This window comes from Glutamicibacter sp. AOP5-A2-18 (genome assembly GCF_052446055.1).
Classification (GTDB): Bacteria; Actinomycetota; Actinomycetes; order Actinomycetales; family Micrococcaceae; genus Glutamicibacter.
Map to the genome: position 1 here is coordinate 1375119 of NZ_JBQSVW010000001.1, position 13201 is coordinate 1388319.

At 56.8% G+C, this 13201-nt stretch carries 11 protein-coding genes and 4 tRNA genes; 10 read left to right on the forward strand and 5 right to left on the reverse strand.

Annotation, left to right across the window (positions count from 1 at the left end):
- The first annotated feature begins 535 nt into the window (after positions 1–535).
- Entirely contained in the window at positions 536–1378 is an 843-nt protein-coding gene (locus tag ACT3RW_RS06550; protein WP_444613213.1) for an Ltp family lipoprotein, read from the forward strand.
- 140 nt (positions 1379–1518) lie between these two features.
- Here the strand turns inward: ACT3RW_RS06550 and ACT3RW_RS06555 are convergent, their stop codons facing one another.
- The 3 genes from ACT3RW_RS06555 to ACT3RW_RS06565 all read right to left on the reverse strand — a co-directional run bounded on the left by ACT3RW_RS06555 (position 1519) and on the right by ACT3RW_RS06565 (position 6013).
- A complete protein-coding gene (locus ACT3RW_RS06555) occupies positions 1519–3009 on the reverse strand; it encodes a malate:quinone oxidoreductase (protein WP_444613214.1) in 1491 nt (496 codons plus the stop codon).
- 78 nt (positions 3010–3087) lie between these two features.
- Entirely contained in the window at positions 3088–4932 is a 1845-nt protein-coding gene (locus tag ACT3RW_RS06560; protein WP_444613215.1) for an ABC transporter substrate-binding protein, read from the reverse strand.
- 148 nt (positions 4933–5080) lie between these two features.
- Positions 5081–6013, reverse strand: coding sequence for a 2-hydroxyacid dehydrogenase (locus ACT3RW_RS06565; protein WP_444613216.1), 933 nt, complete (start codon positions 6011–6013; stop codon positions 5081–5083).
- 172 nt (positions 6014–6185) lie between these two features.
- Between ACT3RW_RS06565 and ACT3RW_RS06570 the strand changes: the two genes are divergently transcribed.
- The 6 genes from ACT3RW_RS06570 to ACT3RW_RS06595 all read left to right on the forward strand — a co-directional run bounded on the left by ACT3RW_RS06570 (position 6186) and on the right by ACT3RW_RS06595 (position 8213).
- Positions 6186–6261 (forward strand) — tRNA-Lys (locus ACT3RW_RS06570).
- A 47-nt stretch (positions 6262–6308) separates the two neighbouring features.
- Positions 6309–6384: transfer RNA gene (locus ACT3RW_RS06575), tRNA-Lys, on the forward strand.
- A gap of 326 nt (positions 6385–6710) precedes the next feature.
- Positions 6711–6783, forward strand: a tRNA-Lys gene (locus ACT3RW_RS06580).
- A gap of 65 nt (positions 6784–6848) precedes the next feature.
- The gene (gene bcp / locus ACT3RW_RS06585; protein WP_444613217.1) at positions 6849–7340 is read left to right on the forward strand and encodes a thioredoxin-dependent thiol peroxidase; all 492 of its coding nucleotides are present in this window, start codon (positions 6849–6851) and stop codon (positions 7338–7340) included.
- A gap of 91 nt (positions 7341–7431) precedes the next feature.
- Positions 7432–7513 (forward strand) — tRNA-Leu (locus ACT3RW_RS06590).
- Positions 7514–7655: 142 nt separating this feature from the next.
- Positions 7656–8213, forward strand: a complete 558-nt coding sequence (locus ACT3RW_RS06595; protein WP_444613218.1) for a MarR family winged helix-turn-helix transcriptional regulator — start codon at positions 7656–7658, stop codon at positions 8211–8213.
- A gap of 6 nt (positions 8214–8219) precedes the next feature.
- Here the strand turns inward: ACT3RW_RS06595 and ACT3RW_RS06600 are convergent, their stop codons facing one another.
- Together ACT3RW_RS06600 and ACT3RW_RS06605 are read right to left on the reverse strand one after the other, a co-directional pair.
- Positions 8220–9692, reverse strand: coding sequence for an SDR family oxidoreductase (locus ACT3RW_RS06600; protein WP_444613219.1), 1473 nt, complete (start codon positions 9690–9692; stop codon positions 8220–8222).
- Positions 9689–10528: a tryptophan-rich sensory protein gene (locus ACT3RW_RS06605; protein ID WP_444613220.1), complete on the reverse strand. Its 840-nt coding sequence runs from the start codon at positions 10526–10528 to the stop codon at positions 9689–9691. Before ACT3RW_RS06605 ends, ACT3RW_RS06600 begins: the two co-directional genes overlap by 4 nt.
- 127 nt (positions 10529–10655) lie before the next feature.
- On the opposite strand from ACT3RW_RS06605, the gene ACT3RW_RS06610 reads away from it, so the two are divergent.
- The 3 genes from ACT3RW_RS06610 to ACT3RW_RS06620 are packed head-to-tail and all read left to right on the forward strand — an operon-like array spanning position 10656 to position 13191.
- Positions 10656–11147, forward strand: coding sequence for a MarR family winged helix-turn-helix transcriptional regulator (locus ACT3RW_RS06610; protein ID WP_131087963.1), 492 nt, complete (start codon positions 10656–10658; stop codon positions 11145–11147).
- The gene (locus ACT3RW_RS06615; protein ID WP_444613221.1) at positions 11144–12253 is read left to right on the forward strand and encodes a polyprenyl synthetase family protein; all 1110 of its coding nucleotides are present in this window, start codon (positions 11144–11146) and stop codon (positions 12251–12253) included. Before ACT3RW_RS06610 ends, ACT3RW_RS06615 begins: the two co-directional genes overlap by 4 nt.
- Positions 12250–13191 (forward strand): phytoene/squalene synthase family protein, encoded by a 942-nt coding sequence (locus ACT3RW_RS06620; RefSeq protein WP_444613222.1) that lies wholly within the window; start codon positions 12250–12252, stop codon positions 13189–13191. Before ACT3RW_RS06615 ends, ACT3RW_RS06620 begins: the two co-directional genes overlap by 4 nt.
- Positions 13192–13201: the final 10 nt, after the last annotated feature.

Consider the following 13201-nt stretch of genomic DNA (forward strand, 5'->3'; position numbering starts at 1 on the left):
AGAAGTTCTATGGAATGAGGGATGCTTCCAATGTCGGTCATAGACGAGCGTTTCGGGTTGGCAGACCGCCAGGTCGAGTCTTTTCGGTACCGAATGAGTTACCTGACGATTCTTGGTATCTAGATCTATACCGTGCCGTGGTTAGGGAATGAATAGCTTCAGCACAAAGAGTCGCTTTTATGAAAATTTGGTACTTTCTGGTGGTTGCAAGATTTCTAGGAAAAGTATTATGCCTGCTTTACGTCAACGTTCTAATGAAGTTTCTGTTCAGTAACAATTAGAGCCGTAAACTTATTTGTCTGAATTTCTCTAAAATGTCGGAAGCTGGACGTACGCTTGGGGCTACTTGGTGGGGATTGATTGGGGCCATCAAGTTCACTCTCAAATCAGTTCCTAGGAGGACAAGTTGTCCACTCGTTTTAATCCACCGCCAGCCTGGCGGCCTTACCTTCCGCACGATTTTGTCCCTGGTGTCCAATGGACCCCAGAGCCTTCTTGGGGCGCTCCGCCAGCCGGATGGCCTCTGTGGGTTGACATGAATACCGGAGCTGCTGCTGAACCGCCGATCGAGTATTCGCAGAACCCGTTCCTGTTCATGTCTGTAGTGCCGGATTGGGGAGCAACAAATAGCGCTTCACTTGGTTCCTCGCCGCTTGGGTTGTCTGTGTCTTCCGCCAAGAAGCGCCTTGGGCGAGGAAAGAAAATTGGCCTCGGCGTTCTAGGGGGAATCGTTGCCATTGTTGTCATCGCTGCGCTTAGTGGTGGGGGCGAAGACGGGGGTGGTGACCCGGTAGTTGCAAGTCCAAGCGCCAATGTTGCTGCAAGCGCCTCGAATATCGCGCTGGCCGAGGAACCGTTGGCAAGTGCCTCTGCTTTTTCTGAAGCTGACGAAAGCTCTAAAGAAGCGGCGGAGGAACAGGCCAAGGAAGAAAAAGCTGCGGCAAGTTCAGCGGCCGCTGCCGAAGAGAAAGAAAAGGCCGCGGCGGAAGAAAAAGCAAAGGCTGAGGAAGAAAAGAAAGCTGAAGCTGAAGCTAGCGCCAAGGCTAAGGAGGAAGCGGAAGCTTCGGCGAAAGCGGAAGAAGAAGCTGGGACACTTAGCCAGCAAAATGCGCTGAATAAAGCTGCTGATTATTTGGAATATACCGCTTTTTCAAAGACTGGTCTCGCTGGACAGCTTGAATTTGAGGGTTTTTCAAAATCCGAAGCTGCTTGGGCGGTTGAACGCGTCACTGTTGATTGGAACGAACAGGCCGCGTTGAAAGCTGCCAGTTACTTGGAATATACGTCATTCTCAAAGTCAGGGCTGGTCAAACAGCTGGAATTTGAAGGCTTCACCCAGAAGCAGGCGGCATATGGGGTAAGCACAACGGGTCTGTAGCTACGATGCTGAGTGACTATCATTTTTGCGATGGCTGAGAGGCAAGTCTCGAGCTTTGTTGCTGGTGTCTAGTTGCTCATGGTGTGGTTAACGTAAAAAGGTCCGTCCACCAATTGGTGGACGGACCTTTGAACGTAGAACTAGATTAGTCCCAGAGTCTTATCGGTAGCAGCCTTAACCTCAGCGTAGAGCGCTGGGTTTTCATTCAGCTTCTGACCGTAAGAAGGAATCATGTCCTTGAGCTTCGACTCCCAGCCGGCGAACTGCTTAGGGAAGCAGCGCGAGAGCAGGCCAACCATGATTGGGGTTGCGGTCGAAGCACCAGGCGAAGCGCCGAGCAGACCGGAAATGGAGCCGTCCGAAGAAGTGATGACCTCGGTTCCGAACTGAAGTACACCGCCCTTCTTGGCATCCTTCTTGATGACCTGTACACGCTGACCGGCGGTGATCAATTCCCACTTGGAACCATCGGCACCAGGGAAGTACTCGGTCAGTGCCTCGTCCTTCTTAGCGCGGGACTTGAGAACTTCCTTGATCAGGTAAGTAGTCAGATCTAGGTTGTCCTTGCCAACAGCCAACATCGGAATGAGGTTGTGTGGGCGCAGCGACAGTGGAAGATCAAGCTGGCTGGTGGACTTCAAGAAGTTCATCGAGAATCCAGCGTAAGGACCGAACATCAGCGAGCGCTTGCCATCAACAAAGCGGGTGTCCAAGTGTGGAACCGACATTGGAGGAGCGCCAACCGAAGCCTGGCCGTAAACCTTAGCATTGTGCTGGTTCACGATGGTCTCATCGGTGCAACGCAAGAACTGACCGGAGACTGGGAAGCCACCGAAGCCCTTGATTTCATCAATGCCTGACTTCTGCAGCAGTGGCAGTGCGCCGCCACCTGCGCCAACAAAGACGAACTTTGCCTTGACGTTCTTTACTGTGCCGGAGGCCTTGTCCTTGACGGTCAGTTCCCAACCAGCACCGGAGCGCTTGAGGTTCTGAACCTTGTGACCGTAGTTCACCGAAGCACCAGCGGCGCTCAGCGAGTTGGTCAAATCTGCGGTGAGGCGACCGAAGTCAACGTCGGTACCCGAGGTTACGCGTGAAGCTGCAACCTTCTGCGAAGCGTCGCGACCCTGAGCAACGAGTGGAGTCCACTGGTTGATGGTGTCTAGGTCGTTGGTGATTTCCAGTTCCTCAAACAGAGCGTTGGGCTTCAGTGCCTCGTAACGGGTCTGCAGGTACTTGGAGTGGTCCTCGCCGATAACAAACGACATATGAGGAAGCGGGTTGATGAAGCTGTTGTCAGCAACGCGCTTGTTGTCCACGGCCCAGGAGAAGAACTGGCGGGACATCTGGAACTGTTCGTTGATGCCAATAGCCTTGGCTGGATCAACCGAACCGTCAGCAGAAGCTGCGGTGTAGTTCAACTCGCACAGGGCCGAGTGGCCGGTACCAGCGTTGTTCCAAGGGGAGGATGACTCCAACCCCGCCTTGTCTAGGTTCTCAAAGAGACCAATAGACCAGGTTGGTTCCAGCTGGTTGATCATGGTGCCAAGAGTGGCACTCATGATGCCGGCACCGATTAGTACTACGTCAAAAGATTCGGTTGACGTTTCAGAAGGCACGAGGATCTCCATCGACAGTGATACTTTGCTCTATCCCAGAGTAGACCTAACCACCCTTGGGTTAGAAATCGTTAACTGGGTTAATGCTGATTAACTCTTTAGGGCTGGTGAATTAGTCATCTGCACATCGGCGTAGCATTCGTTGAGCATCGGCGATGGGGGATAGAAGGTGACGTTTCCGTTGAACGCCAAGGCTGAGATTGGGAAGACCAGTGGCAACAAGGGTAGATCCTCATCCAATGTCTTCAGAATGCTTGCGTAGGCATTAGTGCGTTCTTCTCCCGAAGGAATGGAACGAGCAAGCAAGATTTGTGAGTCAAGTAACGCTGACTTGTATCCGAACTCATTAGCTTTATTTGCCAATATTCCGGAGAAGAAGTCATCTGCTGAGCGGTAGCCTCCGGAGAACCCGAGTAGGTGCAGCCCGTTAAATTCACTTGATTGCACGGTTTTCACATAGCCATCGGTCCACGCGATAGGACGAGGCTTGATACGAATGCCTACCTTGGCTAGGTCCTCTGAGATCTGAGCAAAGGTACGTTCAGGAAGTGGGAGATAGTTGCGCGATACCCGTAGTGGGTAGGCAAACTCAATTTCTTCTCCCTTGTAGTTGATCTCATCCAGAAGTGCCTTGGCCTTGGACTCATCATGACTCGGCGTATTTTCTGGACTGGGAATGTTCAGCGCTGGCGGCAAAATGGTGGCCGCGTACTTTGATCCCTGAATGAATAGTTTGTCAGCCAGTGAAGTCCTGTTAGTTGCATGGGCAATGGCCTTGCGGAACTCAGGCTTTGCTAGCCACTTGTTGCGCTGATCCATGCCGAGGTACAGCACGGAGAATGGGTCACGCTGAACAACTACCTTTGCATTGCGTACCAAGGTGCGCATGGTGTCAACGGAGACCATATCGAATCCATCAACTTCTTCGGCCAGCAAGGCGCCCTCCCGGTTATACGGGGAAGGTATGGAAGAAATGAGAACTACTTCTGGGTGTTGCTTATTGTCTATGAGCCGCTTCTGATTCCAGTAGTCAGCAAAGATCTCGAGACGAACAACAACCTTGTCCAAAGAAACAAACTTATAGGGACCGGTGCCGACCGGTGCGGTAGCCAAAGATTCGGCAGGGTTATCTTCTGGTCCACCGGTCAGGCCGCTAGGTGCAGCAATGGCCATTCCTGGAAGAGTGAATGCCTCAATAAGATCTGGCAGGCGGCGGCGCAAACGTAGAGTGACTTCGTATTTGTCGGTGGCTTCCACCGACCTGAAGTAGCTTGCGCTCCCACCCTTTGACTTACCAGTAAAGAGGTTGGTGGTGAATTGCTTTTGCAGCTCCGTTAGCTGTTGAACACGTTCTTGCTGTGTGGCCAGTTGTTCTGCCGAAGCGGATTCGCCGTCCTTGACCTCCGGCTCAAGATCGTCGGCCTTAGGGAGCTTGGGAATGTCACAGTCGTAGTGGAAAACGTCAAAGAAACCCTGCGTCGACGAGGCGGTTTGGGAGCTGGACAGGGATTCCCAACGTTTGAAGTTGGCAATAACGCCGGCTGCAATCAGCTCGGTGCCGTCGTGAAAGAGCACACCTTCACGCAATTTGAAGACGTAGGTTAGTCCGTCTGTACTTTCAATCCAAGACTCTGCCAGTCCTGGAATTGCGCCACCGGTATCCAGATCAATATTAACGAGCGTCTCGTACACCTGACGAGTGACGCGGAACGACTCATTGTCGGCAACCACGGCTGGATCTAACTTGATCGGCGGAGCCGAGGCGGACAGGCGTAGGGTCCGGGGAATCGGGGTGCTTGAGGCAGAAGCATTGGAAGACGGATCGGCTTGAGTGCCAGATTTTCCAGTGCAGGCGGCCAATGCCAGAGCGGTTGTCGCCAAAGTACCGGTCAGCATTGCGCGTCGAGATACGAGACTTAGTGGCAAATCGGGCACTGGGATGGCTCATCTTCCTTTAGCAAGCAACGTTCTATGCCGCACGCACCAATAACAATGGTGGACTAACGGTATTTATCAAAGATAGCGCACCATCGCTATAGCCCCGGGGCTAAAACTCCCGGGGTCGATAAGTGTCACCTAATTGTTAGCTGCGGTGCACAACATTCTCGCCAAAATCTCCCTCGGACCATTGAACTAGCTGTCGCTTGAGGAGCTTGACCATACGCGGGAAGAAGGCTGCAGTATTTCCGCCGTTGTGGGGAATGATCAGCGCGTTGGGATGCTGCCACAAGGGGTGATCTTTAGGCAGTGGCTCCGGGTCGAACACATCCGAGGCAACGTTGAGGCGTCCAGAGGCGACTTCTTTAACCAAAGCATCGGTATCAACCACCGGTCCGCGAGCAACATTCACGATCGTTGCGCCGTCGGGCAGCTGCGCCAAGAGCTCAGCGTCAACAAGATGATGGGTGGAATCGGTGAGCGGCACAATCAAGATCAGTACTTCTATATCTGCAGCGTGCTGGGAAAGTTCGTTGGTGGAAAGGATTTCGCCGTGCTCATCTGCACGAGCGGTTGAACCAAAGCGCAGCAGGTTTACCTCAAAAGGTTCCAGACGCTTGCGAATTTCTTCACCGATTCCGCCAACACCTACCAGTCCTACGGTTCGATCAGCCAGACCAGGCCACTGCTGCGGGTTCCAGCGGCCGTCCTGCTGGTCTCGAACTGCCTGCGGGAATCCACGCAGGGACGCAATAGCCAGACCGATGGCCATCTCTGCAGTTGATGCCGCGTGCACTCCGGCTGCTGTGTTGATGTTTGCCCGGTCTCCAATCAGATCCACTAAGCCGTCAAAGCCGGTGGTCTGAGTCTGAACAATCTTCAAGTTAGGTGCCTTGCGGATGTTTTTCAGGGCGGCTGGGTTAGCCATATAAGGCATGACCGCAATTTCAATCTCGTCTAGGGGAGTCTGCGGGTCGTTGACCAGATCCCACAGCACTGGTTTGAGATTCTCGGGGAATGAGCCCACCGCATCAATCAAATCTTGGGAAGGGAAAGAAATTGTTTGTTGTCCACTCATGGATTCACTGTACAAACCGAAGCGATCCTATGGAAGTAACGCCTAGTCATATCCTGTAATGAAGGTCACCGGTCCGCGGTGGGTATCGAGTTTGCGCTGGGGGATAAAGCTGGTAAAGTTTTATCTCGTTGCGAAAGCGCGGAGCCCAAAAGCTTCTAGAACATCGCAGCGGGCGCCTCTAGCTCAATTGGCAGAGCAAATGACTCTTAATCATTAGGTTTCGGGTTCAAGTCCCGAGGGGCGCACCAACATATTGATCGTTGCGATGAGCAATATGTTCACAAAAGAATAAAACGCGCCTCTAGCTCAATTGGCAGAGCAAATGACTCTTAATCATTAGGTTTCGGGTTCAAGTCCCGAGGGGCGCACCAAAGAAAATAGGTCAGACTTCGGTCTGGCCTATTTTTGTTTTCCCGGATTTTCGGGACCTAAATTCAAATTGCGTTCCTTCTGCCTGTAGGCCCGTGTTCTACGTGGCAACCACAAGGCACGGAAGGTAATGTGAGGCGCTGCATAGACAATATGGTGTGGCGTGAGTTACTTGGTGCTCAGTTGGCCTATCGTAAATCAGGGGTTGACTAGTAGCTACGCGCTCATTAGCGGCAGATTGACCGGGTTTTGTTTTTTGGTCGGTTACTGCTTATGATTATCTACGTTGCAAAGACAACTTCTTCAAAAGAACTAGTCAGAGCGATATGCGCCTCTAGCTCAATTGGTAGAGCAAATGACTCTTAATCATTAGGTTTCGGGTTCAAGTCCCGAGGGGCGCACAGTAAATCCGATCTGATTCATCAGGTCGGATTTTTTGTATACCGCGAAGAAAAGAGGTCCAGTAATGAGCACTTCCGAAACAACCGCACGCCTTGCCGTTGGCGATAAGGCTCCAGAATTTACCCTGACTGACGCAGCGGGTAACTCGTTGTCCTTATCTGATTACCGCGGTAAGAAAACCATCGTATATTTCTACCCGGCAGCTTCCACTCCAGGCTGCACTAAGCAGGCCTGCGACTTCCGTGACTCGATTGAGTCTTTGAAGTCTCTGGGCTACCAAGTTCTGGGTATCTCTCCGGACAAGGTTTCAAAGCTGGAAAAGTTCGTCGCAAACGAATCCCTAAACTTCCCAACACTCTCTGATGAGGATCACGCGGTGGCCGAGGCCTACGGTGCGTGGGGTGAAAAGAAGAACTACGGACGTGTCTACGAGGGACTGATTCGCTCAACCATAGTTGTGGATGAAGGGGGCAATGTGGCACTCGCGCAGTACAACGTGCGTGCTACAGGTCACGTTGCTAAGCTCCGTCGTGACTTGGGGATTGACCCAAAGTAGGCCGCGTGACTCGCCGATTTCGTATCGGTGAAAACTTCCGCTACACTGATTGAGGTCGCCTTCGAGGATTTCGATTCTCGGTGTAGCGCTAGCGAGTATGGCGGAATTGGTAGACGCGCTGGATTTAGGTTCCAGTGTCTTCGGACGTGAGAGTTCAAGTCTCTCTACTCGCACCTGATAACCCTGCGGTCTGAGCAATCGGACCGCAGGGTTTTTTGTCTGCTTCATGGCAAGCCAGTGAAGCGTAGTATCAAAGGATCATAGGCAGCGAATAATCGTGCTGCTGGGCCGGGCAAGGGCGTAGGGGAGGGTGTTATGGCAGTAGAGCGGTTGCCCACAACTTATGGGCTTGTAGAATCGGATCCAGAACAGTTATTGATTGACCGGCGGGGCATTTCCCCTTCTGATCTGGCGCAGATCGAGCGGATCATGGCCGAGATGGGCCGAATGCGGCAGGTTGAGCGCAAGATCATGCGCAGCTCGCAGCGCTATATGCAATTGAATGAGACCGACATGCGTGCGCTTCGGCAATTGATCGCCGCAAAGAATGTGGGCAGGGTTACTACACCCACTGATTTGCGCGCTTATCTCGGGATCTCCAGCGCGTCCGTGACGAAAATGATCGACCGGCTTGAAGCCCATGGGCATGTTCGGCGCAGCCAGCATCCGACGGACCGCCGGTCGCAGTGCATCGAAGTCACCGAGCAGGCACATCTGGCTGCGCGCGAGCAGATGGGGCGGCATCATGCCAAGCGCTTCGAGGTGGCCTATTCCCTGACCCCTGAAGAACGCGAGGTCGTGATCCGTTTCCTGGCCGAGACCTCCAATGCCCTGGACAGCAGCCTGGAGCAGTCAAACCCCACGCGTTCCTAGTCGCGCCTAGTCCCGGAAACCGCGCGGTGCCTGTTCTGCGTCCTTCGCGATGTTGGCGATTGTCGCCGGGAAAATGACCCCGTGAAACGGGTAGACCGCCCACCAGTAGCAGCGTCCCCAGAGGCCGCGGGGAAAGAAGACCGCACGCTGGATGAGCTCAGAGTTTCCGTTGGCTTGCTGGCCGATGGAGTATTCAAGCCAGGCCTGTCCCGGAACGCGCATTTCCGCTCGTAAGCGCAACAGGCGGTCCTTCTCCAGCGCCTCGACCCGCCACCAGTCAACTACATCGCCTAGGGCCAGGGTGCTGTGCGAGCGCCGGCCTCGACGTGACCCCACGCCGCCGGCTAGTTTATCCATCAGGCCGCGCAGCCTCCAGAGACTTGGGAATGCGAAGTATGGCGAATCACCGCCGAGTCGCTGCACCACCTGGAAGAGTGCCTGCGGGGTGGCTGCCGTGCTGATCCTGCGCGTATCGGTATAGCTTTTGCGCCCAGCCCATTGTGGATCCGAGGGCAGCGGCTCGGCCGGAGCTGAAATCGGATGGGCTGTCGCCCAGGTGGTTTCCACCGCGTCCGCATGAATCTTTTCCAAGGCCAAGTGCACCGATTTGGGGTAGTCGCACAAGCCCTGCGCAGGCGGCGCAATGAGATCGTCAATTTTTCGCGATTGCATAACGCAGTCGTGCTGCAAGGACTGGACGAGCGCGGTAGCCAAAGTGCGGGGCAGGGGCGTGACCAGATTGACCCAATGCGAGGCCAACCGCGGGGTCAGCAGCGGAAGCGCCCAGATCGTCGGTTCGCGTAGCCCGGCCACGCGGGCATAGATTTGCATCAGCTGGGCGTAGCTGTAGGCTCGCGGTCCGCCGATGTCATAGGCGCCTTGGACGGGCGCTCCCAGCTCGGCTGCGGCCACGAGATAATGCAGGGCATCGCGAATGGCTATGGGCTGGACCTTGTTGCGCACCCACCGTGGTGCCGGCATCACCGGCAGTACATCGCTCAGGTGCCGGATCATCTCGAAACTGGCGGATCCCGAGCCGATCACCAGTCCGGCCTGCAGGATCAGCGTGTTCACCGAAGCGGACAGGATCTCTCCTACGGCAACACGGGATTCCAAGTGCTCGCTGAGTTCTCCCGAAGGGTGCAGCCCGGAAAGGTAGACGACTTGGCCAACACCTTGCTGCAGTGCCGCCTGGGCCATGACAAAAGCGCAATTTTTCTCCTGTTCGGCGAAATTGCGGCTTCCGGACATGGAATGCACCAGGTAATAGACGACGTCGGCACCGGAGCAGAGCTGGGAAACGGCCTCAAGGTCCGCTAGGTCTCCTTCGATGATGTCCACCTCGGCATGCCAGGGAACGTCGCGCAAACGCTGGGCATCTCGGGTGAAGACCTTGACCTGGTGCCCTTGGCGCAGCAGCCGCGGGACCAGCCGGCCTCCGATGTATCCGGTGGCACCGGTGACGGCGATCATGCTCATCGGGAGCCCTCCTTTGAACTCGATGTGCGGTGCCAGGCGATTGCGCTGGCTCCAATCAGGACTGCTGCCGCGCAGCCGAGTGCGGTGATGCCAACCAGATTCGATGCGTTGGCCCCGCCCAGGCGCCCAACGCCGATCCATAGCAGACCCCAGCAGATAGCTGCTGGAGCAAAGATGTTGCGCGCATAGAAGCTGATGGTCAGAGCAATCAGGACGGCAACAATCAAAAGCGCGACGGCCAGCTGGGGAGCCCACGCGGCATCGACGCCGAAGCCCAGCGACAACAGCCATGCCGCGGTATTGGCTATGCTGGCAACGCTTACCCATCCCAGGTAGAGGCCGAAGGTCAGCCACATGATCCAGTATTCCAGCCCCGATGATGGCGTGCCGGCACGCATGATTGCCATCATCCACGCCAGGACGGCGACGAGGCCGAAAATAATGGCAACACTGAGTCCCAACCAGCCAAGTTGCACCACGCTGATCCAAGCCGCATTGAGCAATGCCGAGAGCACGGCCGGAGTTCGCAGGGTCGCTGCCCAGGAAGAGCGCCGGCCCGATGCAGTGAGCTGGAAAATGCCGTAGACCGCCAATCCGGCGTAGATCACGCTCCAGATCGAAAATGCCGGTCCTGCCGGCGCCAGCAGTGTCGCATCAGCGCTGAGGTAGCCTCCGGCCACCTGCTGGACCGGAGTGCCGCCCAGTGCTCCGCTGCCGATGAAGGATACGACGATGGCCGTGGCCAGCGAGATTGCCGTGACCACCGACCAGGTCCATCGCGGTTCGGCAACAGGGCTGACGCCCGGCTGCAGTGCGGGTTGGTGTGAGGGTCTCATGCGTTGCTCCTAGGATCGTGGAATCTTTTTGCGGATGCGGCTCGACAAACCTATCTCTACAAAACTATATTATTAAAACATCATGTATCTAGATAAGCTAAATATCAACCTAGCGAGATAAAAAATCATGGCAAGTGCACCTCCCTTCCGTACTTCGGAACTTTTCCGCTCTCTGATCTCACTTCAGCGAGCGCATGCACTGCGCGAAGTTCGATTACGCGCTGGCCTGAATCTGAACGACACGGATCTCAAAGCGCTGAACCTCATCCGCAGCTTGAGCGCACCCGGACCCGGCGAGCTGGCTAAGGAGCTGGGCGTTTCTACGGCCGGCATCACCGCGGTGTTAGATCGGCTCGAGGTACGCCAAGTGATCGCGCGCCGGGAACACCCCACGGACCGGAGGCGCACTGTGATCCATGCAGGCCCTGCCTTTCCCGAGGCAACCGGCGAGGCGCTGGCGATCCTGCGCAGCCTGCACAGGTTCTGTGCGCAGCTCGATGCTCCCTCCCGACAAGCGCTGCGCACGCTGCTCGCGGAAATCCTCCTATCGCTGCAGGCCGCCAGCACTGGGCAAGACGATAATTCCACCCCACCAGATCACCGGAGCAGTGAACTATGACAACGCATGCCAGTACCGATCAATCTTCGCCGGCCGGCCCGCGCACGATGACCGGCGAGAAGGGGTTCATCGACGAAGTCACCCGGGCGGCCATCAGCGATCGCCTCGAGCAGATCGGGTTGCAGGCTCAGCAGCGCAGCGCGGCGTATTCCGCGCAGGCCGCCGTGCTGTGGTCGCAGATCACCGCCCGCCTGTCCACAGGCAAGCTGATGCGCCCGGCCTTGGTCATGCTCGGCTACCGCGCCTTCTCGGGCTGCAATGAGGTCCGTGCCATCGATTTGGGCTGCGCTTTCGAGCTGCTACACAGTGCGCTGCTGATCCACGACGATGTGGTGGACAAGGACTTCGTGCGCCGCGCAGAGCCAACCATCTCGGCGCTGTACCGCGATCAAGCTCTAACCGTCGGGCGCAGCCAGGCCGAAGCGGAGCATGCCGGGAATTCGGTGGGGATCATCGCCGGTGACCTGCTGATCAGCGAGGCGATCAAGCTCGCCGCACGGGCCGCCGCTGGCACCGACAGCGAGTCCGTCGTGGAGCAGGCCTTCTTCCAGGCAATCGAGCAGGCCGGGGCAGGGGAACTGGAGGATCTGCTCTACTCCCTGGGTTCGGCCCCGGCGACCACCAGCGAAGTGCTGCGCATGGAGCAGCTAAAAACCGCATCGTACTCCTTCCAGTTGCCGCTGCAAGCGGGGGCGCTCTTGGCAGGTGCAACCATGGGCCAAGCCGAAAACATCGGCACCGTCGGCTGCCAGCTGGGGGTGGCGTACCAGGTCATCGACGATGTGCTTGGAACCTTCGGGGATCCTTCGTGCACCGGCAAATCCGTGGAGTCCGACCTGCGCGAATTCAAGAGCACGATCCTGCTGGCCCTGGCCGCCGAACAGCCTGAATTTGCCCAGATGCTCAATGGCCTCCGCTCCGGTCACGTGTCAGTCGGGCAGATCCGCCAAGAGCTGGTCGACCAGGGGACGGAGCAATTCGCCCGGCATCTGGCCCAAGCGCTGTGCAGCCGCGCCACTGGATCGACGGCATTCCGCGACTTGCCCGAGCAGGCCCAGCAGCTGCTGCGCACCTGCAGCCACCTCATCCTGGAGCGACGCCGATGAACGCCATAAAACCGCGGGAGCTCAACCCGCGCACCCCTGCCCTGCACTTGTATTCCCGCACGGCACAACGCAGCGCGCAGGTGCTGCTTCGCCAGTACTCCACCTCCTTCTCGCTGGCCTGCCGGATGCTCGACACAGCTAGCGCCACCCATATCGCCAATATCTACGCCCTGGTGCGCCTCGCCGATGAAATCGTCGACGGCGTGGCCTTCCAAGCCGGGCTCGAGCCGCGCGCGATCGCCGCGTGCCTCGATGACCTGGAAGCGGAAACGGAACGTGCCATGGAACGCGGCTACAGCACCAATCTGGTGGTGCATGCCTTTGCGCTCACCGCTCGTTCCACCAGCATCACGCAGGCGCTGACTGCCCCGTTCTTCGCCTCGATGCGGGCGGACCTGACCACCGGGCAGCACGATGCGCGCAGCCTCGAAGATTATATCTACGGCTCCGCCGAGGTGATCGGGCTGATGTGTCTTCAGGTGTTCCTGGCGATGCCCGGGGCCGTGCCGCTGGACGCGGAGCAAGCGGACCAGGCCAAACGGGCGGCCCGAAGCCTGGGCGCGGCCTTTCAGAAGGTCAATTTCCTGCGCGATTTGATGCAGGACAGCCAGGAGCTGGGACGTGCCTATTTCCCCGGCATCAACCCCGCAGCATTTAGCGAGCAGGAAAAGCAGCGCCTGGTGGCGCAGATCGAGCAGGATCTGGAGACGGCGCGTACCGGGCTGCCACTGCTGGCGCCCGCCGCGGCGCGTGCGGTGCGCCTGGCCCACGACCTGTTCAGAGAATTGAACAGGCAGCTGGACAAGGCTCCGGCAAAAATGCTGCTGCGCACCAGAATCTCGGTTTCCCCCGGGCGCAAGGCGATGATCGCGGTGCGGGTGCTGCTGGGCAGGCCGGGAAAGACGCAAACCAGTCACATCATGGAAAGGCGGCACTAGATGGCCAGAG